Source organism: Streptomyces sp. PU-14G (genome assembly GCF_041028275.1).
Classification (GTDB): Bacteria; Actinomycetota; Actinomycetes; order Streptomycetales; family Streptomycetaceae; genus Streptomyces.
The window spans coordinates 1-23,959 of record NZ_JASKYT010000083.1 but is presented as its reverse complement, the minus strand read 5'-3'; the positions used below and the strand labels follow the sequence as shown (position 1 = coordinate 23,959).

Genomic DNA, 23,959 nt, shown 5'->3' with positions numbered 1-23,959 from the left:
GGGCAGGGCGGGGATGTCCCGCTCCGGGGCGAGACCGCCCAGCCGTTTGGCGAGCGCCGCGAGCGGGGGAACCTTGGCCCCGGCGTTCAGCAGCGGCACCGTGCGGGTGGCGGCGGCCAGGCGCAGCCAGCGCGGCAGCCAGCCCATCGAGTAGTGCGCCATGGGGCGGGGTTTGCCGGGGTTGCGCGCGTCGCCCTCGTGGTAGTGGTGCAGGAACTCGGCCTTGTAGGTGGCCATGTCGACGCCGACCGGGCAGTCGCTCTTGCAGCCCTTGCACGACAGGCACAGGTCGAGCGCGTCGTGCACCTCCTCGGACTGCCATCCTTCGGTGACGACCTCGCCCGCGAGCATCTCGTGCAGCAGCCGGGCCCGCCCGCGGGTCGAGTGCTTCTCCTCGCCGGTGGCCCGGAAGGACGGGCACATCACGCTCGCGCCCGACGCCGTCTCGTTGCGGCACTTGGCGACGCCCACGCAGCGGCGGACGGCGGCCGAGAAGTCTCCCCCGTCGTGCGGGTAGCCGAACTCGACGTCCACCGGGGTGCGCGGCAGCGGGGCGAAGCGCAGGTTGGCGTCGATCGGTTCCGGCCGCACGAGCATGCCGGGGTTGAGGCCGCCCGCCGGGTCCCACAGATCCTTGAAGCGGTTGAACAGCCCGACCATCTCGGGCCCGTACATGCGGGGCAGCAGCTCGGCGCGCGCCTGCCCGTCGCCGTGCTCGCCGGAGAGGGAGCCGCCGTGGGCGACGACGGTGTCGGCCAGCGCGGTGGAGAACTCGCGGAACGTGGCGATGCCCGCGGCGTCCATCAGGTCGAAGTCGATGCGCACGTGGATGCAGCCGTCCCCGAAGTGCCCGTAGGGCAGGCCGCGCAGGCCGTACTCGCGCAGCAGTTTTCGGAAGTCGCGCAGGTAGGCGCCGAGCCGCTCGGGGGGCACGGCGCAGTCCTCCCAGCCAGGCCAGGCCTCCGCGTCCTCGGCCATGCCGGGGAGCCGCAGTCGGGTCGCCGTGCCCGAGGCGTCCTCGCGGATGCGCCACAGGGCGCGCTGCCCGGCCGGGTCCGTGACGAGGGAGTGGCCGGTGGTGGACTCGCGCGCGGCACGGCACAGCGCTTCGGCTTCGGCCAGCGCGTGGGCCGCGTCGTCGCCGCCGACCTCGACGAACAGCCAGGCGCCGCCCCTCGGGAGGGAAGCGCGGGCCGCGTCGCCCACCAGGTCGTTGGCCATGCCCTCGACGGTGAGAGGCCCGTACGGGAGCAGTCCGGCCGCGGCCTCGGCCGCCGCGCTCTCGTCGGCGTATCCGAGGACGGCCAGCACGCGGGCGCCCGGTGTCGGCACCAGCCCCACCGTGGCGCGGGTCAGCACACCCAGGGTGCCCTCGCTGCCGGTGAAGGCGCGCGCCCAGTCCTCGCCCTTCTCGGGCAGCAGCTCATCGAGCGCGTAGCCGGAGATGCGGCGCGGCAACTCGGGGAACCCCGTGCGCAGCCGGGCGAGTTCCCCCTGGACGAGGGAGCGCGCCGCGGTGCGCAGGCCTTCCGGCACCCCCTCGCCGCCGCGCGCGAGGCGGGCCCGCTCGCCGCCGTAGGTGAAAACCTCCAGTTCGCGGACGTTGTCGGCGGTTGTGCCCCACGCCACCGAGTGGGACCCGCAGGAGTTGTTGCCGATCATTCCGCCGAGGGTGCAGCGGCTGTGGGTCGAGGGGTCGGGGCCGAAGGTGAGCCCGAACGCGCCGGCCGCACCGCGCAGGTCGTCCAGGATCACGCCGGGGCGCACCACGGCGGTGCGGCTGTCGGGATCCAGGCGCTCGATGGCGCGCAGATGGCGGGTGAAGTCGAGGACGACGCCGAGCCCGGTGGCCTGCCCGGCGATCGACGTGCCCGCCCCGCGCGCCACCACGGGCACGCCCTGCTCCCGGCAGACCGCCAGCACGGCCGCCACGTCGTCGTCGTCCCTGGGCGCCACCACACCGAGCGGAACCCGCCGGTAGTTGGAGGCGTCCATCGTCATCAGCGCCCTGTCCTGGACGCCGAACTCCACCTCGCCGCCCCGCACCGCGGCCCGAAGTGCCCGTTCCAGGTCCGTTGCCCGCTCCCGTGCCTCTGCCATGCGCACAGGGTGCACGCTCGGGCCCGGCGAACGCTGCCCCCTCGGCGATCTGAACACCTGTGTCCCGCGTCACGCCTGCGGGCGGGGGCCCTGTCGGGCGGTCGGCCCGTCAGCCCGCGTACGGGTCCGGTGCCGTGAACGTGTCCAGCAGGCGCGGCGGCGCCGCCTGCTGCCAGGAGTCGGCCACGATGTCCCGCAGCTCCGCCATGTCCTCCAGGGCCGCCAACCGGGCCCGCACCCAGGGGGAGCCCGCCTCGTGCGACGGCACCCAGAACTTCTCCGGCTCGGCCGCGATCAGCTCACCCCTCTCCAGACGGGGACAGCGCACCGCGAACGAGGACTGGTCGTCCGGCATCGTCAGGAACATCTTTCCCGCGACCCGGAAGGTCGGCATCGACCACGCCTCGACCTCCTTGGTCTCCGGCAGCACCAGCGCGAGACGGCGCACGTCATCGGGTCCTGGCGGGCCAGGTCTCGGTCCTTTCATGGCCTCAGCGTAGGGGCACCCACCGACAGCGGCGCGCCGCACGCCCACCGCGGTCCGCGTCCGCCGGCTGTCTCAGGCGCTGGACGTCCCGCCGTGCCCGCGCCCTGGCGGCACTAGGCTGGCCCCGTGGCTGATCTCCAGATTCCCGCTGACATCAAGCCCGCCGACGGTCGCTTCGGCTCGGGCCCCAGCAAGGTGCGCGAGGAGGCACTCACCGCCCTGGCCGCGACCGGCACCTCCCTGATGGGCACCTCCCACCGCCAGGCACCCGTCAAGGACCTGGTCGGAAAGGTGCGCGAGGGCGTGCGGAGCCTCTTCTCGCTGCCCGAGGGATACGAGGTGATCCTGGGCAACGGCGGCTCCACCGCCTTCTGGGACATCGCGACCCACGGCCTGATCACCTCCCGCTCCCAGCACCTGTCCTTCGGCGAGTTCTCCTCCAAGTTCGCCAAGGCCGCCCAGCAGGCGCCGTGGCTCGGCGAGCCCAGCATCATCGCCAGTGACCCGGGCACCCACCCCGAGGCGCGCGGCGAGCAGGGCATCGACGTCTACGCGCTCACCCACAACGAGACCTCCACCGGCGTCGCCATGCCGCTCCGGCGCGTGCCCGGAGCGGACGACGGCGCGCTCGTCCTGGTGGACGCCACCTCGGGCGCCGGTGGCCTGCCCGTCGACATCGCCGAGACCGACGTCTACTACTTCGCGCCGCAGAAGTCCTTCGCTGCGGACGGCGGGCTGTGGATCGGGGTGTTCTCCCCCGCCGCCATCGAGCGGGCCGAGCGCATCGCCGCCTCCGACCGGCACATCCCGGCGTTCTTCGACCTCAAGACCGCGATCGACAACTCGCGCAAGAACCAGACGTACAACACCCCGGCGCTGGCCACCCTCTTCCTGCTCAACGACCAGCTGGAGTGGATCAACGCCCGTGGCGGTCTCGACTGGGCCGTCGAGCGCACCGCGGACTCCTCCTCGCGGCTGTACGGCTGGGCGGAGAAGGCCTCTTTCGCCACCCCGTTCGTGACGGACCCCGCCCAGCGCTCCCAGGTCGTGGGCACCATCGACTTCGCCGACGACGTGGACGCCGCCGCCGTGGCCAAGGTGCTGCGGGCCAACGGCATCGTGGACACCGACCCGTACCGGAAGCTGGGCCGCAACCAGCTGCGGGTCGCCATGTTCCCGGCCGTCGAGCCGGCGGACGTGGAGGCGCTGACCGCCTGCGTCGACTACGTGATCGAGCACCTGTGACCGGGTTCTGAGCGCGTACGGGCGGCCCGCCGGCGGCGGGCCGCCCGCGCTCGTCAGGGCGGGGAGGCCCCCGCCCTGTGTCACCTGCTGAGGTTCTGGAACCGGCGCACCGCCAGCGGCAGGAAGACGGCCGTCAGGACGAGCGGCCACACCACCGCCATCAGCCCCGCGTGCTGTTCGATCCAGCTGTCGCCGAGCGGCAGCGGGTTGCCGTACAGGTCGCGGACCGCGTTGGCGGTGGCCGAGACGGGGTTCCACATCGCGACGGCGCCCAGCCAGTCGGGCATCGCGGACGGTGGGGTGAACACGCTGGAGACCATGCCGAAGGGGAAGGCGACGGCGAACAGGTTGCCCGCCGACTCCTGGTTCTTGGCGAGCAGCCCGATGAGCACGCCGACCCAGATCAGTGCGAACCGCAGCCAGAGCAGCAGCGCGAAGGCGGCCAGGGTGGCGAGCGGCCCGCCGTCCGAACGCCAGCCGACCACGAGGGCGATGGCGGCGAGTACGGCCAGGTCGAGCGCCGCGTGCAGGACGTCGGAGACGCCGCGCCCTGTGACCACGGCGGAGGACGCCATCGGCATGGAGCGGAACCGGTCGGTGACGCCGCGCTCCTTGTCCACGACGACGGCGACGGCCGTGTTCATGAAGCCGAAGGCCATGGTCATGGCGAACATGCCGGGCATCGCGTAGGCCTTGTAGTCCACGCCCTCGCCGACGTCCATGGCGCTGCCGAAGACGTAGACGAACAGCAGCACGGAGACGATCGGGAATCCGAGCTGCCAGGCGATGAGGGACGGCTGTTTGACCAGGTGCGTCAGATCGCGCCTGACGATGGTCCAGCAGTCGGCGACGGCCCAGTACAACCGTCGGGGGACGCCTTCGCCGTCCGTTCCGCCGACGGTCCCGCCGCCCGTCCCTTCGGGGGTTCCGCCGGCGGTGACGGCCTGCGTGGTGCTGCTCATCGGACGGCCTCCCGGGGTGCGTTCGCCGGTGCGGATGCCGGTGCGGACGCCGGTGCCGGTGCCCTTGCGGGCCGGTTGCCGGTCAGGGTCAGGAAGACCTCGTCCAGCGTGGGGCGGCGCAGCCCCAGATCGGCCACGGTGACGCCGGCGTCCTGCAGGGCGCGTGCCACGTGGGTGAGCGCGGGCACGCCGTCGCTGACCGGCGCGTGGACGCGCAGCTGAGCCGTGTCGGTCCCGACCTCGGCGCCCCCGGTGGCGACCTGGGCGACGGCGGCCTCGACGACGGGCAGCTCGCGGGCCTCGGCGGCGACGACTTCCACGCGGTCGCCGCCGATCGCCCGCTTGAGCCCCGCCGGGGTGTCCTCGGTGACGTTGCGCCCCTGGTCGATGACGGCGATGCGGTCGGAGAGCTTGTCGGCCTCGTCGAGGTAGTGGGTGGTCAGCACGACGGTGGTGCCCTGCTCCGTCAGCCCGCGCACCGCGTCCCACACCTCGCTGCGTCCGCGCGGGTCCAGGCCGGTGGTCGGCTCGTCCAGGAACAGCACCTCGGGCGCCAGGATCATGCTGGAGGCCAGGTCGAGGCGGCGCCGCATGCCTCCGCTGAAGCCCTGCGGCTGCTTGTCGGCGGACTCGTGCAGGCCGAACTGGTCGAGCAGTTCGGCGGCCCGGCGCCGGGCGCGGGCCGCGCCGAGGTGGAAGAGGCGGCCGAACATCTCCAGGTTCTGGCGGGCGGTGAGGATCTCGTCCACGGCGGCGTGCTGCCCGGTCAGGCCGATCTTGCGGCGGACGGCCCGCGGTGCGCGGCTCACGTCGTGTCCGCCGACGGTGGCGCGACCGCCGTCCAGCCGGGCGAGGGTGGACAGGGCGCGGACCGCGGTGGTCTTGCCCGCGCCGTTCGGGCCCAGCAGCCCGAACACCGTGCCGCGCGGCACGGCGAGGTCGAGGCCGTCGAGGGCGTGCTTGTCGCCGTAGGTCTTGCGCAGCCCCTCGGCGAGGACGGAGTACGGGGACGTGGCGGTGCCGGCTCGCGGGGGTGGTGGCGGTGCGGATTCTCGTGCGGGCATGTTCTCCCCTCCTTGTACTGGGTACGCCGTACCCAGAAGAAAGAGCGTACAGCCTACGCAGTTGAGCGCAACCACATTTCCACCTGGGAAGATCCCTACGATGGCGAACACGATGACGACGCACCCGAAGACGCGACCGCAGGCACGAAAGCCCCGGGCGACAGAGCACACCGCATGACGAGCGAGCCCACCACCGACCGCGCCACCGGCCTGGCCCGTCTCGTCCGCAGCCTCGACCTGCTGTGGGGACGCACCACCAGGGACCGGCCCGCCCGCGGGCCCAAGCCAGGGCTGACCCTCGCCGAGATCGTGAACGCCGCCATCCACCTCGCCGACCGCGAAGGGCTCGCCGCCCTGTCCATGCGCCGGGTCGCCGCCGAACTGGGCGTCGGCACCATGTCCCTCTACCGCTACGTGCCCGGCAAGGACGAGCTGCTCGCCCTGATGGTCGACTACGTCCAGGGCCCCGCGGACACCTCGGCCGGGCGGGACGGCACCCCGCGGGACGGCACCGGCTGGTGGCGGGAGCGGCTGGAGCTGGTCGCCGAGTCGTCGTGGCAGCTCTACACGGACCACACCTGGCTGATCCAGGTCGACCAGGCCCGCCCCGTCCTCGGCCCGCACAGCATGGCGGGGCTCGACTTCGCCCTCGCCGCACTGGAGGGACTGCCCCTCAGCGGCCAGGAGAAGATGGGCGTCCTGGTCGGCCTCGACAACCTCGTACTGGGAGCGGCGCGGTCACACGTGCTCTACCAGCAGGCCGCGCAGCACTCCGGGGTCAGCGACGAGGAGTTCTGGCGCACCCAGGAGCCCTACATGGTGCAGTTCATGGCGGAGGGCGCGTGTCCGAGGCTCGCCGCGCTCCCCGAGGACTCCTTCTCCGCCGACGCCGCCGACGCCATGCGCTTCGCCGTCCGCGCCCTCCTCGACGGCTTCCAGCAACTCCTGGACCAGCGCGGCGCCGGCGCCTGAGCACGCGAGGCCGGCGCCTGACCACGCGGGGCCGGCGCCGGCGCCTGACCACGCGGCGCCGCCGAGCGCGCGGGGCGCCGCGCCCTCACTCGCGGCGGCGGAAGAGGCGGCGCAGGCCCCACCACACCGCCAGAGCGACGGCGAAGGTGGCGGCGCCCAGACCGAGTGTGCGGTCGTCGTCGCCGGACGCGCCGCCCTCCTCGCCGCCGCCCTTGCCGCCGCCCTCGGACGAGGACGCCTTGCGCACCGAGTCGGGCACGGCCTCGCCCTCCAGCTGTACGGGCTCGACGCCGCTGTTCGTCCCCTCGGAACCGAACATCAGCGTCCGCCCGTCGGGCGTGAAGGTCACCGACTCGCCCTGCCGTTGCAGCGGCACCGCCACGGAGCCGATCTTGTCCGGCTTGCCGTCCTTCCACCGGTAGGCGTAGCCGCTGAAGTAGCCGCGCAGCACCAGCCGTGTGCCGTCCGGGGAGAACGCCCCGTCGGTGGCCTCGAAGTCGAGGTCGGCGACCCGCGAGAAGGTGTTGGCGCCCGCCGCGTCGAGGCGCCGCGGCCCGGCGTAGACACCGGCCTCGCCCTTCGCGTTCTTGCTGGCGATGTAGACGCGCCCGGTCTTGGGGTGCACCATCAGCGACTCGGCGTTGCGGGGTCCGTCGGCGTAGCGCACGGTGTAGCGCGTCGGCGTCACGGTGATGTCGCCGTGCAGCCGCTCGGGTTCGGGGAAGCGGTAGATCCACACCTCGGACCACGAGCCGTCGAGGTTGTCGCCGATGTCGCCGACGTACACGTCGCCGTCCGGGCCGACGGAGACGGCCTCCACGTCGCGGGGGTCGATGCCGCGCATGACGACCCGGGCGACGGTCTTGCCGGTGCGGCTGTCGACGGCGTAGACGTACGGGCCGTCGTCGGAGTCGTTGTGCGTCCAGTAGACGCCCTCGTGGGCGCGGCTGGCGGCCAGGCCGCTGGACTCGGTGATACGGGAGTCCCGGATCGTGAAGCCCTGGGGTTCGTCCGCCGCCCGGGCGGGAAGGGGGGCGGAGGCGAGCCCCGCGGCCAGGACCGCCGCGGCCAGCGCCGCGCCCTGCCGGATCCCGACGACGGACCCACGTGTGCGCTCAAAGGACATGGGCTCAAGTGTCCAGCATCACGGTGCGTGTCGGTTGGTGATCCACCAGGATGAGCGCATGCGCATCCTCTTCGTCGGCGACTCCATGACGATCGGAGCCGCAGGCGACCACACGTGGCGCTACCGGATGTGGCAGCACCTGACCCGCACGCTGCCGGACGGCACCGTCCACGTCGTCGGCCCGCGCACCGCGCTGCACGAGGACTCGCACCGCTACGCGGACCCGGGCTTCCCCGCGCACGCGCGCGCCCACCTCGCCGGTTGGGGCGAGGGGTGGCTGCACATGGCGCCGCTGATCGGCCCGGTGGTGGCGGAGCACGGCGCCGACACGCTGCTCGTCTCGCTGGGCCTGATCGACCTGGGTTTCTACACCGGCCCCGAGCAGACGCTGGCCAACGTCGAGGCGTTCCTCGCCCGCGCACGGGCCGCGAACCCGGCGCTGCGGGCCGTGCTGCTGCCCGTCATACCCAACGTGCGCGCGGCCACGGACCCCTCGTTCGCCGACGCGTGCGCGCACTTCAACACGCTGCTGGCCAAGGCGGTGGCCGAGCACTCCCGGCCGCGTTCGCCGCTGCTGCTCGCCTCGGTGCCGGAGGACTGGTCACCCGAGCGCGACACCTACGACGGCACCCACCCCTCGGCCAGTGGCGAGCACCGGATCGCCGCCGCGTTCGCCGACGCGCTCCACCAGGCGTGGGCCGTGGGTGGGCCGTACCGGTGCACACCGGTCTGTTGACCACAAAACCCGCTCAGCCGCCGATACGGTCACTTTCCACACCGCGTGCCGGAAGCCCCTCCCGGCCACCGGCCCGTGCGGAAAGGACTGCTCGTATGACACGACGTCACCCTGCCCTCCCCCGCCTCACGGTGTGGCTGCTGTGGGCGCTGACGCCCGCGCTGTGCGCGTTCGCCGCCGCGCCCGGCACCCCCACGGCGGCGGCCGGGCGGGAGGAAGCGGACGCCGCGGGGGTGACGCTCCCCGTCCAGCAGCACTCCGCACCGCTGCGGACCGTCTCCACCGCCACCTACCGGCTCGACGCCGGGGAGAAACTCGCCCTGGACACCCCCGCCATGACCTTCTCCGTGGACTCCTGGGGCACAGGGCGGCCCACCAACATCGGCACCACCCTGCTGCTCACCTGCACAGGCCCGGACGGACGCCCCGCGCTGCGCGCGCACGACGGGGCCAACCTGACCCCCGACGAGCAGCACAGGGACCCCGACATCCGCGCCCTGCTCGTCGCCGAGGCCGCCGGAACCCACCGCTGCGAGGTGAGCGCTTCCGCCTACAGCACCGCCCGCGCCCCGGGAATGACGGTGCGGCTGGCCGGGGAGCAGCCGCTCGACGGCGATCGCGGCCTGGTGAGCACCCGCGCGAGCCGCGACGCCACCACCTGGACGCGCCCCGCCGAGCAGGGCGACCTGCTGCTGTCGCCGGGCACGGTGACCGAGCCGATGACCACGCGGCAGAAGGTGGGGGCCACCGGGCCCCTGCCCCGCACCCGCCTGGACATCGCGATCGACGCCGAGGTCACCACCTGCAACAGGGCCGACGCCTACGGCCTGTGCGGGCCGCGCCATCCGCGCGCCTCGGGCGCCACGCTCGCCTCCTGGGTGGAGGTCCAGGGGCTCGACGAGGCAGGCGAGCCGGTAGGCGCCCCGCGCAGGTCCCCCACGCGGACGCGGACCGTGAGCGCCGCCAAGCACCACACGATGCTGCACCACACGGTGCCGGTCTCCGTTCCCGGCGAGGTCGAGCAACTGGACATCGCGGTCAAAGCGCAGGTCGTCTCCGGAGATCACATGGTCTTCCACGCGGGGTACGGCTACGCGCGCGGCGTACTGACCAAGCCGCCCTCGGGTCTGCCCGCGATCTGAGCGTGTCACCGCTGGAAGGCCGGGCTCCCGGGTGCCGCGATCGGCCGCCGCGATCGCCCGCCCGCCGCGGCATGCGCGAGCGGTCGCCGCGATCGCCCGCCACGGGGGGCTGCCGCGCCCGGGCCGGGGAGCGAGCGCACCTGTCGCGCGGCGCGCGGCGCGAAACGCCAAACCCGGCGATATCCCGCCAGGTGCCGCATCTTTCGCGTCGGAACCGGTCGGCGCCCGTTGTCCGGCGCGACCGGTGCGTCAGACTGTCGATCATGCGTGAGCCTGTCGACCGCGCCCGCCGCACTCTTCGTGAACGCCCCGCGCGCCGCGGCCAGAAACCGTGCACACGGGGCGCTCACCTCCCCCGACTAATGCGCGCTGACGCGCACTAACTGGTATGACAGTAACCGGAACGCTTCCCTCGACGCAACGCGGAACCACAGCCCGAACATGACCGAGCCACGACCGCACGGGTCCGCCCGCCCCGGAGGGCGGACCGCCCGCACCCGCGCCGCCGTCCTGGCGGCTGCCCAGGAAGAGCTGAGCACCCAGGACTACGCCTCCCTCACCGTCGATCTGCTCGCCCAGCGCTCCGGAGTGCACGCCGCCACGATCCGACGCCGCTGGCGCACGGTCGAAGGCGTCATCACCGACCTGCTCAGCGAGCACGGCACCAGCGCCATCCCCATCCCCGACACCGGCGACCTCAGAGGCGACCTGCACGTCATGGCCGGCAACATCGCCGGCTTCCACGCCTCACCCGGCAACCGGCGCCTCGTCGAGGGCATGGTCGCCGCAGCCGCCCGGGAGCCGGGCGCCGCACAGGTGCTGCGCGAGACGTTCGCGGGCCGGCTGCGCCAGGTCTCCGTACTGCTGGAGCGGGCCGTCGCACGCGAGGAAGTCCCACCCGACACCGACACCGTGGAGGTCATCGCCGCCCTCGGCGCCCCCTTCTACTACCGGCTGCTGATCAGCCGCCGCCCCCTCGACGCCGAACTGGTCCGCACCAGCGCCGAGTCCGCGTACCTGGCCGCGACCCACGGGGTCTTCCGCCGCGCGGAGGGGGCGGGGGAGGCCACGCCGGGCGAGGCGGACGGCGGGCAGCGGCGCGAGAGGTAGCGACGCCCCGCTTCTTGCTTCGAGCGCACTCCAGCCGCCTAGCGTGGCCGCATGAAGTACACGCAGCTTGGACGCACGGGGCTCAAGGTCAGCAGGCTCGTCCTCGGCACGATGAACTTCGGGCCGCAGACCGGCGAGGCCGACAGCCACACGATCATGGACGCCGCGCTGGACGCGGGCGTCAACTTCTTCGACACCGCCAACGCCTACGGCTGGGGCGACAACAAGGGCCGCACCGAGGAGATCATCGGCAGCTGGTTCGCCAAGGGCGAGGGCCGTCGCGACAAGACGATCCTGGCGACCAAGGGCTACGCCAACATGGCAGGCGACGGCGAGACGCCCTGGCCCAACCACGACAAACTCTCCGCCGTCAACATCCGCAGGTCCGTCGAGGCGAGCCTGCGGCGCCTGGGCACCGACCGCATCGACCTGTACCAGTTCCACCACGTCGACCGGGCCACGCCCTGGGACGAGATCTGGCAGGCCATGGACGTCCTCGTGCAGCAGGGCAAGGTCCTCTACGTCGGCTCCAGCAACCACGCGGGCTGGCACCTCGCCCAGGCCAACGAGACGGCCGCGCGGCGCGGCTCGCTGGGGCTGGTCAGCGAACAGTGCCTCTACAACCTCGCCGAGCGCCGCGCCGAGATGGAGGTCGTCCCGGCGGCGGAGTCCTACGGGCTCGGCGTCATCCCCTGGTCGCCGCTGCACGGCGGGCTGCTGGGCGGCGCGCTGCGCAAGGCCCGCGAGGGCGGCGGTGGCCGCACCGCGTCGGGCCGCGCCGCCACCGCGTTGGAGGACGCGGCCGTCAGGGACCGGATCGAGCGGTACGAGAACCTGGCCGCCAAGCACGGACTGGAGCCCGGCGAGGTGGCCCTCGCCTGGCTGCTGTCGCGGCCCGGCGTCACCGGGCCGATCGTCGGACCGCGCACCGCGGAGCAGCTCACCTCGGCACTGCGCGCCGTCGAACTCGACCTCGGCGACGAACTGCTCGCCTCGCTGGACGAGATCTTCCCGGGGCCGGGCCCCTCGCCGGAGGCGTTCGCCTGGTGAGACCCGGCGGGCCCGCGGCCCGGTGACCGTTCGGGCGGCTCCCGGCTCAGTGGCCGCTCAGCGCCGAGGCCAGGACGACCACGACGAAGAGCGCCACCAGCACACCGGTCACGATGCGCATTCTGGTCTTCGCGTTCACGGTCACCACGGTAACCGGCGAGGGCGACAGGCCACGGCCCGGCCCCGTCACCCGCCCAGTGGCCAGCGCCCCACAGGCACGTAGCGGGGCTGCTCGCCCGGAACACCGCTGGTGGGCGGCTCGCTGCGGACGAGGAGCAGTTCCCCTGCGCTCCAGCTGGAGCCCGCGAAGGGCTCCAGCTGGACGACGTAGGGGCGCAGATCCGTCGTGCCGCGGCCCCTGGCCCGGGCCAGCGTGAGGTGCGGCCTGAACGAGGGGTGCGCGTCGGCGGGGAGCAGACCCGCGCGGCGGCCCGCCGCCGTGGTGGCCGCCGCGAGCCTGGTGAGGGCCGTCCGGTCGGCGTCCTGATGCACACCCGCCCACAGGGCGCGGTCGCCGAAGCGGCCACCTGACGCCAGGCGCATCCGGACGGGGCCGCGCGCACGGTGCGCGACGCGGGCCAGACGGGCGCCGAGCTCGTCCGCCTGCTCCTCGGGCACCTCGCCGTAGAAGCTGAGCGTGAAGTGCCAGGTCTCCGGCCGGGTCCAGCGCAGGCCCTCGGCGCCGGGGAGGCGGGTGAGCGCGCGAGTGAAGCGCGCCAGTTCCGTCACCGCCTCAGCCGGCGGCCACAACGCGGCGAACAGTCTCATGGGGCCGGACTCTGCCACAGCCCACCAAGTGCCGGGTCCCGGACGGGCTTCCCGCGCCGGGGCCCGGACGCCCCGAAGGGGCGCGGGGAACTGCGCCACCAGCCACAACCAACCCGCAGACCGCCCACTGCGAACAGTGGCACCCCCTGCCGGAACAAGCCCGCAGGACAAGCCCTACGCCGCCTCCGTCACCGCCTCCCGGCGGACGAACCGCACCGGCGGCTGGCCGCGCCGCAAACTCACCGCGGGTCGCAGCCCTGCGATCCGCGCCAGCACCAGGCCCACGGTCACCGCCGCCACGGCGGAGATCAGGCCACCGGCCAGGAAGCCCATGCGGGCGCCGAAGGTGTCGGTGATCCAGCCCATGAAGGGACCGCCGATGGGGGTGCCGCCGACGAAGACCATCATGAACAGGCTCATCACCCGGCCCCGCATCGCCGGGTCGGAGGCGAGCTGGACGCTGGAGTTCGCGGTCACGTTGAAGGTCAGGCCCGCCAACCCGATCGGCGCCATCAGCGCGGCGAACAGCCAGTACGACGGCGAGAGCGCGGCCACCATCTCCAGGACGCCGAACACGAGCGCTGCGCCGACCATCAGCCGCATCCGCGACTGGCCGCGCCGGGCGGCCAGCAGTGCGCCCGCGACGGAGCCGACGGCCATCAGGAAGTTCAAGGCGCCGTACGTGCCGGCGCCCTCGTGGAAGACGTCGCTGGTGAAGGCCGTCAGCCAGATGGGGAAGTTGAAACCGAACGTCCCGATGAAGCCGACCAGCACGATGGGCCACAGCAGCTCGGGGTGGCCGCGTACGTACCGCAGGCCCTCGCGCAGCTGGCCCTTGCCGCGCTCCACGGGCCTGCTGGTGTGCAGTTCACCGGCGCGCATCATCAGCAGCCCGACGAGGGGGGCGGCGAAGGAGAGGCCGTTGATCAGGAAGGCCCAGCCGCCGCCGACGGCGGAGATCAGTACACCGGCGACGGCGGGGCCGACCAGCCGGGCGCTCTGGAAGTTCGCGGAGTTGAGCGAGACGGCGTTGCGTATCTGGGTGGGTCCGACCATCTCGGAGACGAAGGTCTGCCGGGTCGGGTTGTCGACGACGGTGATGAGGCCGAGGACGAACGCGAGCGCGTACACGTGCGCGACCTGCACGTTTCCGCTCAGCGTGAGGGCGGCGAGCACCAGGCCCGTCAGCCCCATGGCGGACTGGGTGGCGAACAGCAGCGTGCGCTTGGAGCAGCGGTCGGCGATGACGCCCCCGTACAGCCCGAACAGGAGCATGGGCAGGAACTGGAGCGCGGTGGTGATGCCGACGGCCGTGGAGGAGCCCGTGAGGCTGTGCACGAGCCAGTCCTGGGCGATGCGCTGCATCCAGGTGCCGGTGTTGGAGACGACCTGACCGATGGCGAAGAGGCGGTAGTTGCGGATTCTCAGCGAGGCGAACATCGAGGTCTTCGCGCCGGACCGCGGCGCGGTGTCCCGCTTCCGCGGCGCGCCCTTCGGTGCGCTGCGCGATGCGACCTGCGGTGCGCTGCGCGGCGCGCCCTGCGGCGCGCCCTGTGACGCGTCGTGCGATGCGACCTGCGGCGTGCCCTGTGACGTCTCGTGCGACGCGTCGTGCGACGCCTCGTGCGACGCGTCCTGCGGCTCGTCCTGTGACGCCTGCTGCGGCTGGGTTTCGTCGGCTGCGGATGGTGCGGGTGCGGAGTCTGCTCCGTGGCCCGTACTCAAGCGGCTTCGCCTCCTGTTCTCGGTCGTTCTCCTTACAAGTGCGCCAGCTTCTCCAGCACCGGCGCGGCGGCACGCAGCGTCGCCCACTCGTCCTCGTCCAGCTCCTGGACCAGCTCGGCCAGCCAGGCGTTCCGTTTGCTGCGGGCCGCGGCGAGCATGGACACGGCCTGCCCGGTCTGGGTGACCACCTTCTGCCTGCGGTCCTCGGGATGCGGCTCAAGACGGACGAGCCCCTTGGACTCCAGCATCGCGACGATCCGCGTCATCGACGGCGGCTGCACGTGTTCCTTGCGGGCCAGCTCGCTGGGGGTGGCCGAGCCGCAGCGGGCGAGGGTGCCGAGCACCGACATCTCGGTGGGGCTCAGGGACTCGTCGACGCGCTGGTGCTTCAGCCGCCGGGACAGCCGCATCACCCCGGCGCGGAGCGCGTTGACGGCGTCCTCGGCCTCCTGGCCGGCTGCGGGCGTCTCCGCGTCCTCGGCGACGTGGGCGGCTTCGGCCGCCTCCATGGCATGCAGGGACTCCGCGGCCTCGGCGAGGTGAGCGGCTTCGCCGAGCATGTCCGGCACGCCCGGTGGGGGCCCGTCCGCGAGACGCGGAGCGGGGAGCTGTTCCGACATAATTCTTAGCCTACCTCATTACTCCGTCTAAAGAACACGGGCTTCAGCCCTCAGGGGCTCACACGTACGAGTGAGTCGGGGCACATTCGCCGGACAGCGGCCGGGGTGGGTTCGCAACCGTTGTCGTATGAACAGCCTGACTCCACCGTGTGACAACGACCACCACGGGCAGCCCGACTCCCAGGTGCTCAGCCTCCGCATAGAGGCCGCCCTGCTGGAGCGGCTGACCGAACACGCGGCCAAACGCGGAATGAGCGTGCAGGACTACGTGGTCCGCACCCTTGTGCGAGACGACTTCGACGAACGCTTCAAGGCCTCCGTCGAGGAAACCGAACGGTTCTACGGCCGCTCGGCCTGAGGCCTGGCACCCGCTCCGCGCACCGCCGGGCCCCGGGCCCGCACACACCTGTGCCCCTCCCGGGGCGGAAAGGGGCACGGCGGAGAGGGGCACGGCGGCGAGGACGAAGGGGCGCGCGGCGGCTGCTTCGCCCCTACTTCACTCCGAGGAGCTGTTCGATCGGATTGAGGAGGAAGTAGACGAGGAAGCAGAGTCCGACGACGTTGAGCAGCCACGGGATCTCGCGGGACCGCCCCGAGGCGGCCCGCAGGACGATGAAGGCGATGACGCCCATGCCGATGCCGTTGGTGATGCTGTAGGTGAACGGCATCGAGACGATCGTCAGGAACGCGGGGATGGCGACGGACGCGTCACCCCAGTCGATGTCCCGCACGTTGGCGGCCATGATCAGGAAGCCGACGACGAGCAGCGCGGGGGTCGCCGCCTGCGAGGGCACGACCTTGGCGAGGGGGGTGAAGACCAGCGCGAGGAGGAAGAGACCGCCCGTCACCACGTTGGCCAGCCCGGTGCGCGCACCCTCGCCCACACCCGCCGTGGACTCCACGAAACACGTGTTGGCCGAGCAGGAGCCGACGCCGCCCGCGGCGACACCGACGCCGTCCATGAACAGGATGCGGCCCATGCGCGGCAGCTGCCCGTGCTCGTCGGCGAGACCCGACTCCTCGCCGACGCCGATGATGGTGCCCATCGCGTCGAAGAAGCCGGACAGCAGCACCGTGAAGACGAACAGGCAGCCGGTCAGCCACCCGACCTCGTGGAAGCCGCCGAGCAGGCTGATGTCGCCGACCAGGGAGAAGTCGGGCGTGCCGACGACGGAGTCGGGCACCGTGGGCACCGACAGGCCCCAGGCGGCGTCAGGGATCTTGGCGACGGCGTTGATGACGATGGCGACGACGGCCATGACGACGATGCCGATGAGGATGGCGCCCTTGGCCTTCCGCACGGTCAGCACGAACATCAGGACGAGGCCGAGCACGAACACCAGCACGGGCCAGCCCTGGAGCTGCCCGCCGATCCCGAGCCCGAGGGGGACGGTGGTCTTGGCGTCGTCCGGGTTGCGGGTCACGAAGCCGGAGTCCACGAGGCCGATGAGCGAGATGAACAGGCCGATGCCGATGGCGATGGCCCGGCGCAGCCCGTTCGGGATGGCGTCCATGACGCGCTGCCGCAGCCCCGAGACCACCAGGATCATCAGCACGATGCCGGCCAGCACCACCATGCCCATGGCGTCGGGCCAGGTCATCTTGGGGGCCAGCTGGAGGGCCACCACGGCGTTGATGCCCAGCCCGGTGGCCAGGGCGATGGGGACGTTGCCGATGACGCCCATCAGCACCGTGGTGAGCCCGGCCATCAGCGCGGTGGCGGTCACCAGCTGGCCGTTGTCGAGCTGGTGGCCGTACTTGTCGGTGCCCGCGCCGAGGATGATCGGGTTCAGCACGATGATGTACGCCATCGCGAAGAAGGTGGCGAGCCCGCCGCGGAGCTCCCGGCCGACGGTCGAGCCGCGGTCGGAGATCCTGAAGAAGCGGTCCAGCGCTGAGCGGGAAACGGGGGGCGGGGTGTCTCGCGGGGAGCCGGGGGAATCGACCGGGCTGGCCGAAGCGGGCATGGGTGACCTCGGGTACGTGCTGACGAAGCGGAACGGAGGGGTCCGACTGGATCAGCTTGGACAATCGCACGAAAGAATCCAGCCATCTCCAGTTGGTTTCAGTATGAACAAACGAACGGCCTGATCGCCAACTCCGCCCCCGAACCCCCGGGCGCCCCTCGCTAGGCTGGGGGCCGAACAGGACCGGAAACGAGGGAGCCGTGGCGATGGGTCTGATGGACAAGTGGACCAACGGCGAGCGCGAGGCCCCGGAGCCGCTGGAGGGCAACGTCGTCGCCACGGTCGTGACCGGCACCCTGATCTGGCTCGTCCTCTTCCTCGGCCAACTCCCCTTCTACGGCTGGTTCGCCGACGGCGGGCACGCCTGGTGGGTGTGGACCTGCGCCGCGGGAGCGGGCCTGGGCTGCGTGGGCATCTGGTACGTACGCGCCAGGGACAAGGCGATCAAGCGGGCTCGGCAGGACTGAGCAAGCAGGCTCGGCAGGACTGAGCAAGCGGGCTCGGCAGGACTGAGGCGGCACGAGGCGTCGCCGTCCTCCCCTGGACCACGGAAGCCCCGTACCGTCGAAACATGACAAATGCGGGCGGAGGTCTCACCCAGGCGCATGCGGCCGGAGGTCTCACCGAGGCGGAAGCCGCCGAGCGCGTCGCGCGCGGAGAGGTCAACGACGTCCCCCCGCGCAGCAGCAGGTCGGCCGCCGACATCGTCCGCGCCAACGTCCTCACCCGCTTCAACGCGCTCATCGGTGTCCTCTTCCTGATCATCCTGATCGTCGGCCCGCTCCAGGACGGCCTCTTCGGCTTCGTCATCGTGGCCAACACCGGCATCGGCATCATCCAGGAGCTGCGCGCCAAGCGGACGCTCGACAACCTCGCCGTCATCGGGGAGGCACGCCCCCGGGTACGGCGCGAAGGCCGCACCACCGAGCTGCCCACCGACCGGATCGTCCTGGGCGACCTGATCGAGCTGCGCCCCGGCGACAAGTGCGTCGTCGACGGCGAGGTGAGCGAGGCGGACGGCCTGGAGGTCGACGAGTCCCTGCTGACCGGCGAGTCCGACCCCGTCGTCAAGCGGGCGGGCGACGCCGTGCTGTCCGGCAGCTTCGTGGTGGCGGGCACCGGCGCCTTCACCGCGACGAAAGTGGGCCGCCAGGCGTACGCGGCCCAGCTCGCCGAGGAGGCCAGCCGCTTCACGCTCGTCCACTCCGAACTGCGCGGCGGCATCAGCCGACTGCTGAAGTACATCACTTGGATGATGGTCCCGGCCGGTCTCGGCCTGATCCTCAGCCAGCTCGTCGTCGAACGCAACGACGTGCACGAGGCGGTACGCCGCATGGTCGCCGGCATCGTGCCGATGGTGCCCGAGGGGCTGGTGCTGCTGACGTCGGTGGCCTTCGCCATCGGCGTCATCCGGCTGGGCCGCAGACAGTGCCTCGTCCAGGAGCTGCCCGCCATCGAGGGCCTGGCACGGGTCGACGTCGTCTGCCTCGACAAGACGGGCACGCTGACGGAGGGCGGCATGGACGTCGCCGAGGTGCGCGCCCTCGAAGGGGCCGACGACGCCCGCCTCGCCCGGGTGCTGGCGGCGTTCGGCGCCTCCGATCCGCACCCCAACGCCAGCCTCCAGGCGATCGGCGCGGCCTACCCCGCCGCCGGGGACGGGCCCGACGCCTGGCGGCTGACCGGCACCCTGCCCTTCTCCTCCGCCCGCAAGTACAGCGGCGCCGCCTTCACCGAGCCTGACGGGACCGACAGCGCCTGGCTGCTGGGCGCCCCCGACGTGCTCCTGACGGCGGGCCACCCGGTCCTGGCCGAGGTGGACCGGCTGGACCGGGAAGGACTGCGGGTACTGCTGCTGGCGCACGCGGCGGACGGGCTGCCGGACACCGGCGACGCGCAGGCCCGCGCGGAGCCCCGGACGCGTCCCGCGGCGCTCGTCGTCCTCGAACAGCGGCTGCGGCCCGACGCCGGGGACACCCTCGCCTACTTCGCCGAGCAGGACGTCGACACCAAGGTGATCTCGGGCGACAACGCGGTCTCCGTCGGCGCGGTCGCCGCGAAACTCCGGCTGCCCGGCGCCCAGCACCCGATCGACGCCCGCGAGATGCCGGCCGAACGCGCCGGCCTGGCCCGCGCGGTGGAGGGCGGAGCGGTCTTCGGGCGGGTCACACCGCAGCAGAAGCGGCAGTTGGTGGGCGCCCTTCAGGCCGAGGGGCACACGGTGGCGATGACCGGCGACGGCGTCAACGACGTCCTCGCGCTCAAGGACGCCGACATCGGGGTCTGCATGGGCTCGGGCTCCGAGGCGACCAAGGCGGTCGCCCAGATCGTGCTGCTGGACGACAGCTTCGCGACGCTGCCGTCGGTCGTCGGCGAGGGGCGCCGGGTCATCGGCAACATCGAACGGGTCGCCAACCTGTTCCTGACCAAGACGGTCTACTCCGTGCTGCTGGCCGTGCTCGTCATCTGCTGGCAGGTCCCCTACCCGTTCCTCCCCCGCCACCTGACGCTGCTGTCCTCGCTGACCATCGGCGTCCCGGCCTTCTTCCTCGCCCTGGCGCCCAACAGGGAACGGGCGAAACCGCACTTCGTACGGCGTGTGCTGCGGTACGCCGCGCCGTGCGGGCTGATCGCCGGAGCGGCCACGTTCGCCACGTACCTGCTGGCGCGGCACCACTACAGCGGCTCCGGGGCGCTGGCCGCCGAGACCAGCGCGGCGACGCTGACCCTCTTCCTGATCGCGATGTGGGTGCTGGCCATCGTGGCGCGGCCCTACACGTGGTGGCGGGTGGGGCTGGTGGCGGCGATGGGCGTCGCCTTCCTGGTGGTGCTGGCGACCCCGTGGCTCCAGCGCTTCTTCGCGCTGAAGCTGGTCGGCACCGTCGTGCCGTGGACCGCGGTGGGGGTGGCCGCGGTGGCGGGCGTCCTGCTGGAGGCCGCATGGCGCCTGGTGGCCAGACGGCTCCCGGCATGACGGCGCCGGGAGCCGCCTGGCGCCGTGACCGCTCCAACGGGTGCGCACCGGGTGGCGGAAGGCCGGGTCACGGGGGCGGGCCCGCGGGGTAACGATGTGCTCGCCCAGCACACCTGAGCCCACCCGAGCACCGAAGGAGAGCGGCCATGCCCGTCTGCGAGGTCTGCGACAACGACTACCCCCACACCTTCGAGGTCCGCGCCGCCGGGCAGGTGCACGTGTTCGACTGCCTGGAGTGCGCGGCCCACAGGATGGCGCCCGTGTGCGAGAACTGCGGGTGCCGCATCCTGGGCCACGGTATGGAGGCGAACGGCCAGTACTTCTGCTGCGCCCACTGCGCCCGCACCCAGGGCCGCACTCAGCTCGCCGACAGCGCGCCGTAAGCCCTCAGTCGAACCAGCGGGCCCGCGACAGCTCCGCCGCCCGGTCCTGATCCTCCAGCAGCGCCGTCAGCTCGAAGCGGCGGGGCCAGGCGCCGCAGGCCCAGGCCAGGGCCGAGGCGAGCCCCTCCAGGGTGGCGGCGTGCAGGGTGCCGTCCGGGGTGCGGCGCCAGTCCAGGTCCACCCCGCCGAGCACCAGCTCCTCGTGCTCGCGGTAGTGGGACGGCACCTTGGGCAGCAGCTCCCGCACGGCGGCGGGCACCTCCCGCTCGGTGCCGGGCTCCTTCGGCACCAGGTCGGCGGCCACCTCGCTCGCCCGGCGCACCTCCAGCAGGCCGGCCAGCTCAGCCGCGTGGCGCGGGGCCACCGGCAGCAGGGCGCGGTCCGCGAGAAGGGGGAGCACGTCGGGCGCGTCGGCCACCAGGACGTCGGCGGCGTCCACGACGACCACCTCGCCGCCGCGCACCGCGCGCAGCGCGTCCGGCAGCGTCACCGCCTCCGGATCGAGGCCGGCCGAGGCCAGCAGGGTGTAGAGGCCGTGCAGCTGGGCCGGTCCAGGATCGTCCGCCGCATGCCCCTCGGAGGGCAGGTCGGGGTCGGCGAGGCGGGTGAGGAGTTCGGCGGCTCCGCCGGGCTCGGCCAGCAGCGCCGCGGCGGTGGTACGGACGCCGAGCGCCCGCAGGACGCGGTCGTCGGTGACCTCACCGGGGTCGGCCTCCTCGTACAGCCCCCGCAGCAACGGGTCGGCCCCGGCGGCGCGCAGCCCGGCGGGGCGGCGGCCGTCGAGCACGGGATGGCCGCGCAGCCACCAGGCGGTGTAGGGGCGCACGTCGGTGACGGTGCCGTCGGCGAGGCGTACCCGCACCGGTGCGGTCAGCGCGTCGCGCAACGGAGGCCTCGCCAGCATGGCCAGCGCCTCGGGCCAGCACGCGTCGTCGACGAGGTCGAGGTCGCGCACGGCGACCAGTTCGACGGCGACCGGCGGCACGGCGTGAGCGGAGTCGCCCTCGTCCGCGTCGCCGTCGGCCGCCAACTGGTCGAGCACGTCCTCGCACCACACGTCGACGGCGTCCAGCAGCCCCGGATCGTCGGGCTCGGGATAGTCGCTCTCGCGCGGCTCGAAACCGTCCGGATCGAGCACGACGTCCTCGGCGCGCACCAGCGCGAAGGCCGCCTGCACGCCGACGGCCGTCAGCGGCCCCTCGCCCCAGCGTTCGGCGAGCTCCGCGTCGCACGCGGCCAGTTCGCCCTCGCGCAGCACCCGCGCGAACGGGGAGCCCGGGTAGACGAGTTCGGCCGCGGGCATCGTCTCGCCGTCCTCGTCGGGCAGCGCGAGGGCGCCCAGCCACGGCTCGTCACCCGGCGCAAGGTGTGCGTCGCGGACGAGGCCCAGCACCGTCTCCACCAGTTCCTCGGGAGCCAGGCCGCCGTCCTCCTCGTCCCAGCTCTCCTCCGCCTCCAGTGAGGCGGCCACCGCGGCACGCACCTGCGGGGTCGTCAGCACCGCGTGCGGCGTGGCCGGGGTCGCACCCAGCTTCTCCAACAGCGAATGCACGGCCTCGCCGTGCGCGGCCCGCAGCCCCAGGCGGGCCAGCCTGTCGGCCGGAACGGCGCCGTCCGCCAGTGGCAGCAGCACGTGGCGGGGCCCCACCGCGCGGCGCCCGTCGGCCAGCGGCACGGGCAGCCCGGTCAACCGCTCCGGATCGACCCCGGCGAGCGAGTCGTACAGCCGCCACCACCAGCCGGGCTCCCGCTCCACACCGGTGAGCCGGTCGACGGCCTCCCCCAGCGGGACCCGGGGCACCTCCAGGGCCCGCAGCTCCGCCCGGCGCTCCAGCCCGGCGGGCAGCAGGTTGCCGAACACCTCCGCGAGGACGGCGACCGTGGCCGCGCCCGCGCCCTCGATGATCTCGGCGTCGCGCGGTCGCAGCGCGTACCGCTCGCCCGGCTCCTCCTCGTCCCCGCGGACCGCCGCACTCGCCAGGAACGGCACCTTCGGCAGCCGCTCCAGCACGAGCGCGCGCAACTCGCCGTCCAGCTCGCCGAGCCCGAGAGGCCCCGGGACCAGGTCGAGCGTCCCCGTGGCCACCGGATGCCACTCGCGCAGCAGCCGCGCGTAGGCGTCGGCGGCCCGTCCGAGCAGGAACCGGGTCAAAGGCCCCGGTGCGACGTGGCGGCGGGTGGGGTCCAGCGGAAAGGAAGCCAGCAGCAGCGCGGGGAACCCCAACGGCTCGTCCGTGGGCGTGGGCGCGTGCACGCACGCCGCCGTACCCGGCTTGACCGGGAGGCCCTCACCGTCGACCGGTACGGCCCAGGTGAGCGACCAGCCGGGACGCGTCCGCTCCTCCACAGGGCGGTCCGCGAGCAGTTCGGCGTCCGCGACGCCGCTGTCGCCCGCCAGCCGCCACCGGGTCGACCCGGTGGCCGAATCCTCGATCCGGACGTGAGCACCCTCGTCGTGCCGCGTCAGCGTGCGCGCCGGGCCGTCAGGGTCGCTGACGACGACGACCTCGCTCAGCCCCGGCAAAGCCAGCAGCAGCGCGTCGTCCACCGCGTCCAGCAGCCGCCGGACCAGATCCCGCGCGGCGTCGTCGCGCAGCGGAAGCAGCACGGCCGTGTCGTATCCGGCCGGCACCACCGCCTGGTCGTACGCGGCGGGCAGCGGCAGCCGCAGCAGCGGCACGTGCCCCTCGCGGCGGTCCAGCTCCGCGGCCAGATCCGGGCTGTCTGCGGCGGCCCGCCGCGTCAGCTCCCCGGCCTCGGTCAGCGACCAGCGCACCCCCTGCCCCGCCCTGTCCACGACGGCCGGCGCGTCGGTGACGGCCAGCACGGCGGAGAAGCCGACACCAAACCTGCCGACGGCCCCCAGATCGGGCTCGTCGCGCTTGGCCGAGGCACGCAGCGTGGCCAACGACTCGACACCCGCCGCATCCAGCGGCTGTCCCGTGTTGGCGGCGCTGAGCGTGCCGTCCGCGCCCAGGCAGAGCCTCAACCGGCCCGCCACGCCCGCACGGGCCGCGGCGTCCGAGGCGTTCTGTGCCAGCTCCACCACCAGCCGGTCGCGGTAGCCGCCGAGCGCGAGGTCCTGCTCCGCGTTGGCGTCCTCACGGAACCGGGACGCGGACGAGCGCCACGCCTCCAGCACGCGGTGCCGCAACCGCCCGGTTTTGAACATGTCCGCGGACGCGTCCTCTGACCTCGCCCCGAAGGTGTCCCTCACACCACCGGCCTCCTCGACACTCACGTCCCGCCCCGTCGTCCCGCCCGGCCGGGTGCGTGCCGGGCGAGAGGGAAGGTTACGGCACGCCACCGCGGGCCCGCCCGCTCAGGCGCCCGGCCCGCGGACCTCGCGCCCCACCACCGGGGGCCGACGCCTGGCGGGCGGCGGGGCCGCGCGGTGCGGGGCCCGGGACACGAGTGCGGTGCGGGGCCCGGACGAGACCGTCCGGGACGCGGGCCAGGGGCCTGGTGTCAGGGCCAGGGGCCTGGGCCCCCCCCCCCCCCCCCCCCGCGGGCGGGCCCGCGGTGGCG

The 23,959-nt window shown here is 73.2% G+C and carries 20 protein-coding genes; 10 read left to right on the top strand and 10 right to left on the bottom strand.

Annotated features, from left to right (window positions below; genetic code table 11):
• Nucleotides 1-2,100, bottom strand: a 2,100-nt coding sequence (locus AB8Z75_RS12935; protein ID WP_369201628.1) for an FAD-binding and (Fe-S)-binding domain-containing protein, incomplete at its 3' end; no start/stop codon positions are given.
• 109 nt (nucleotides 2,101-2,209) lie between these two features.
• Complete coding sequence (locus tag AB8Z75_RS12930; RefSeq protein ID WP_369201627.1) at nucleotides 2,210-2,587, bottom strand: MmcQ/YjbR family DNA-binding protein; 378 nt, start codon at nucleotides 2,585-2,587, stop codon at nucleotides 2,210-2,212.
• Nucleotides 2,588-2,713: 126 nt separating this feature from the next.
• Between AB8Z75_RS12930 and serC the strand changes: the two genes are divergently transcribed.
• Nucleotides 2,714-3,832 (top strand): phosphoserine transaminase, encoded by a 1,119-nt coding sequence (gene serC / locus AB8Z75_RS12925; protein WP_369201626.1) that lies wholly within the window; start codon nucleotides 2,714-2,716, stop codon nucleotides 3,830-3,832.
• 80 nt (nucleotides 3,833-3,912) lie between these two features.
• On the opposite strand, the gene AB8Z75_RS12920 is transcribed toward serC, so the two are convergent.
• Nucleotides 3,913-4,794: an ABC transporter permease gene (locus AB8Z75_RS12920; RefSeq protein ID WP_369201625.1), complete on the bottom strand. Its 882-nt coding sequence runs from the start codon at nucleotides 4,792-4,794 to the stop codon at nucleotides 3,913-3,915.
• Nucleotides 4,791-5,858: an ATP-binding cassette domain-containing protein gene (locus AB8Z75_RS12915; protein WP_369201624.1), complete on the bottom strand. Its 1,068-nt coding sequence runs from the start codon at nucleotides 5,856-5,858 to the stop codon at nucleotides 4,791-4,793. Before AB8Z75_RS12915 ends, AB8Z75_RS12920 begins: the two co-directional genes overlap by 4 nt.
• 174 nt (nucleotides 5,859-6,032) lie before the next feature.
• On the opposite strand from AB8Z75_RS12915, the gene AB8Z75_RS12910 reads away from it, so the two are divergent.
• Nucleotides 6,033-6,830, top strand: coding sequence for a TetR/AcrR family transcriptional regulator (locus tag AB8Z75_RS12910; protein WP_369201623.1), 798 nt, complete (start codon nucleotides 6,033-6,035; stop codon nucleotides 6,828-6,830).
• A gap of 85 nt (nucleotides 6,831-6,915) precedes the next feature.
• Here the strand turns inward: AB8Z75_RS12910 and AB8Z75_RS12905 are convergent, their stop codons facing one another.
• A complete protein-coding gene (locus AB8Z75_RS12905; protein ID WP_369201622.1) occupies nucleotides 6,916-7,956 on the bottom strand; it encodes a hypothetical protein in 1,041 nt (346 codons plus the stop codon).
• Nucleotides 7,957-8,014: 58 nt separating this feature from the next.
• On the opposite strand from AB8Z75_RS12905, the gene AB8Z75_RS12900 reads away from it, so the two are divergent.
• The 4 genes from AB8Z75_RS12900 (at nucleotide 8,015) to AB8Z75_RS12885 (ending at nucleotide 11,994) form a co-directional block, all read left to right on the top strand.
• Nucleotides 8,015-8,692: a GDSL-type esterase/lipase family protein gene (locus AB8Z75_RS12900; protein ID WP_369201632.1), complete on the top strand. Its 678-nt coding sequence runs from the start codon at nucleotides 8,015-8,017 to the stop codon at nucleotides 8,690-8,692.
• A 95-nt stretch (nucleotides 8,693-8,787) separates the two neighbouring features.
• Nucleotides 8,788-9,834, top strand: a complete 1,047-nt coding sequence (locus tag AB8Z75_RS12895; RefSeq protein WP_369201621.1) for a hypothetical protein — start codon at nucleotides 8,788-8,790, stop codon at nucleotides 9,832-9,834.
• 441 nt (nucleotides 9,835-10,275) lie between these two features.
• Nucleotides 10,276-10,944, top strand: coding sequence for a TetR-like C-terminal domain-containing protein (locus tag AB8Z75_RS12890; RefSeq protein WP_369201620.1), 669 nt, complete (start codon nucleotides 10,276-10,278; stop codon nucleotides 10,942-10,944).
• A 51-nt stretch (nucleotides 10,945-10,995) separates the two neighbouring features.
• A complete protein-coding gene (locus tag AB8Z75_RS12885) occupies nucleotides 10,996-11,994 on the top strand; it encodes an aldo/keto reductase (RefSeq protein ID WP_369201619.1) in 999 nt (332 codons plus the stop codon).
• Between the two features lie 186 nt (nucleotides 11,995-12,180).
• Here AB8Z75_RS12885 and thpR read toward each other — a convergent pair whose 3' ends face one another.
• From thpR to AB8Z75_RS12870, 3 genes are all read right to left on the bottom strand, one after another.
• Nucleotides 12,181-12,762 (bottom strand): RNA 2',3'-cyclic phosphodiesterase, encoded by a 582-nt coding sequence (gene thpR, locus AB8Z75_RS12880; RefSeq protein WP_369201618.1) that lies wholly within the window; start codon nucleotides 12,760-12,762, stop codon nucleotides 12,181-12,183.
• A 174-nt stretch (nucleotides 12,763-12,936) separates the two neighbouring features.
• Nucleotides 12,937-14,487: an MFS transporter gene (locus AB8Z75_RS12875; RefSeq protein ID WP_369201617.1), complete on the bottom strand. Its 1,551-nt coding sequence runs from the start codon at nucleotides 14,485-14,487 to the stop codon at nucleotides 12,937-12,939.
• A gap of 32 nt (nucleotides 14,488-14,519) precedes the next feature.
• A complete protein-coding gene (locus AB8Z75_RS12870) occupies nucleotides 14,520-14,897 on the bottom strand; it encodes a MarR family winged helix-turn-helix transcriptional regulator (RefSeq protein WP_369201631.1) in 378 nt (125 codons plus the stop codon).
• Between the two features lie 337 nt (nucleotides 14,898-15,234).
• Here AB8Z75_RS12870 and AB8Z75_RS12865 point away from each other — a divergent pair, with 337 nt between their 5' ends.
• Nucleotides 15,235-15,465, top strand: coding sequence for a hypothetical protein (locus tag AB8Z75_RS12865; protein ID WP_369201616.1), 231 nt, complete (start codon nucleotides 15,235-15,237; stop codon nucleotides 15,463-15,465).
• 133 nt (nucleotides 15,466-15,598) lie between these two features.
• Here the strand turns inward: AB8Z75_RS12865 and AB8Z75_RS12860 are convergent, their stop codons facing one another.
• Nucleotides 15,599-17,074, bottom strand: a complete 1,476-nt coding sequence (locus tag AB8Z75_RS12860) for an NCS2 family permease (RefSeq protein ID WP_369201615.1) — start codon at nucleotides 17,072-17,074, stop codon at nucleotides 15,599-15,601.
• Between the two features lie 206 nt (nucleotides 17,075-17,280).
• On the opposite strand from AB8Z75_RS12860, the gene AB8Z75_RS12855 reads away from it, so the two are divergent.
• The 3 genes from AB8Z75_RS12855 to AB8Z75_RS12845 all read left to right on the top strand — a co-directional run bounded on the left by AB8Z75_RS12855 (nucleotide 17,281) and on the right by AB8Z75_RS12845 (nucleotide 20,431).
• The gene (locus AB8Z75_RS12855) at nucleotides 17,281-17,541 is read left to right on the top strand and encodes a DUF2530 domain-containing protein (RefSeq protein ID WP_369201630.1); all 261 of its coding nucleotides are present in this window, start codon (nucleotides 17,281-17,283) and stop codon (nucleotides 17,539-17,541) included.
• A gap of 104 nt (nucleotides 17,542-17,645) precedes the next feature.
• A complete protein-coding gene (locus AB8Z75_RS12850) occupies nucleotides 17,646-20,048 on the top strand; it encodes an HAD-IC family P-type ATPase (protein WP_369201614.1) in 2,403 nt (800 codons plus the stop codon).
• Between the two features lie 146 nt (nucleotides 20,049-20,194).
• Nucleotides 20,195-20,431 carry a hypothetical protein gene (locus AB8Z75_RS12845; protein WP_369201613.1) on the top strand — a complete coding sequence of 79 codons (237 nt, stop codon included), beginning with the start codon at nucleotides 20,195-20,197 and terminating at the stop codon, nucleotides 20,429-20,431.
• Between the two features lie 4 nt (nucleotides 20,432-20,435).
• Here AB8Z75_RS12845 and AB8Z75_RS12840 read toward each other — a convergent pair whose 3' ends face one another.
• Nucleotides 20,436-23,603 (bottom strand): sacsin N-terminal ATP-binding-like domain-containing protein, encoded by a 3,168-nt coding sequence (locus AB8Z75_RS12840; RefSeq protein ID WP_369201629.1) that lies wholly within the window; start codon nucleotides 23,601-23,603, stop codon nucleotides 20,436-20,438.
• Nucleotides 23,604-23,959: the final 356 nt, after the last annotated feature.

Coding starts and splice junctions, on each gene's coding strand:
- AB8Z75_RS12865 (WP_369201616.1), top strand. CDS start 15,235: ATGAACAGCCTGACTCCACCGTGTGACAACGACCACCACGGGCAGCCC.
- AB8Z75_RS12895 (WP_369201621.1), top strand. CDS start 8,788: ATGACACGACGTCACCCTGCCCTCCCCCGCCTCACGGTGTGGCTGCTG.
- AB8Z75_RS12930 (WP_369201627.1), bottom strand. CDS start 2,587: ATGAAAGGACCGAGACCTGGCCCGCCAGGACCCGATGACGTGCGCCGT.
- AB8Z75_RS12900 (WP_369201632.1), top strand. CDS start 8,015: ATGCGCATCCTCTTCGTCGGCGACTCCATGACGATCGGAGCCGCAGGC.
- AB8Z75_RS12845 (WP_369201613.1), top strand. CDS start 20,195: ATGCCCGTCTGCGAGGTCTGCGACAACGACTACCCCCACACCTTCGAG.
- AB8Z75_RS12860 (WP_369201615.1), bottom strand. CDS start 17,074: ATGCCCGCTTCGGCCAGCCCGGTCGATTCCCCCGGCTCCCCGCGAGAC.
- thpR (WP_369201618.1), bottom strand. CDS start 12,762: ATGAGACTGTTCGCCGCGTTGTGGCCGCCGGCTGAGGCGGTGACGGAA.
- AB8Z75_RS12890 (WP_369201620.1), top strand. CDS start 10,276: ATGACCGAGCCACGACCGCACGGGTCCGCCCGCCCCGGAGGGCGGACC.
- AB8Z75_RS12840 (WP_369201629.1), bottom strand. CDS start 23,603: ATGTTCAAAACCGGGCGGTTGCGGCACCGCGTGCTGGAGGCGTGGCGC.
- AB8Z75_RS12855 (WP_369201630.1), top strand. CDS start 17,281: ATGGGTCTGATGGACAAGTGGACCAACGGCGAGCGCGAGGCCCCGGAG.
- AB8Z75_RS12850 (WP_369201614.1), top strand. CDS start 17,646: ATGACAAATGCGGGCGGAGGTCTCACCCAGGCGCATGCGGCCGGAGGT.
- AB8Z75_RS12910 (WP_369201623.1), top strand. CDS start 6,033: ATGACGAGCGAGCCCACCACCGACCGCGCCACCGGCCTGGCCCGTCTC.
- AB8Z75_RS12885 (WP_369201619.1), top strand. CDS start 10,996: ATGAAGTACACGCAGCTTGGACGCACGGGGCTCAAGGTCAGCAGGCTC.
- AB8Z75_RS12905 (WP_369201622.1), bottom strand. CDS start 7,956: ATGTCCTTTGAGCGCACACGTGGGTCCGTCGTCGGGATCCGGCAGGGC.
- AB8Z75_RS12870 (WP_369201631.1), bottom strand. CDS start 14,897: ATGCGGCTGTCCCGGCGGCTGAAGCACCAGCGCGTCGACGAGTCCCTG.
- AB8Z75_RS12915 (WP_369201624.1), bottom strand. CDS start 5,858: ATGCCCGCACGAGAATCCGCACCGCCACCACCCCCGCGAGCCGGCACC.
- AB8Z75_RS12920 (WP_369201625.1), bottom strand. CDS start 4,794: ATGAGCAGCACCACGCAGGCCGTCACCGCCGGCGGAACCCCCGAAGGG.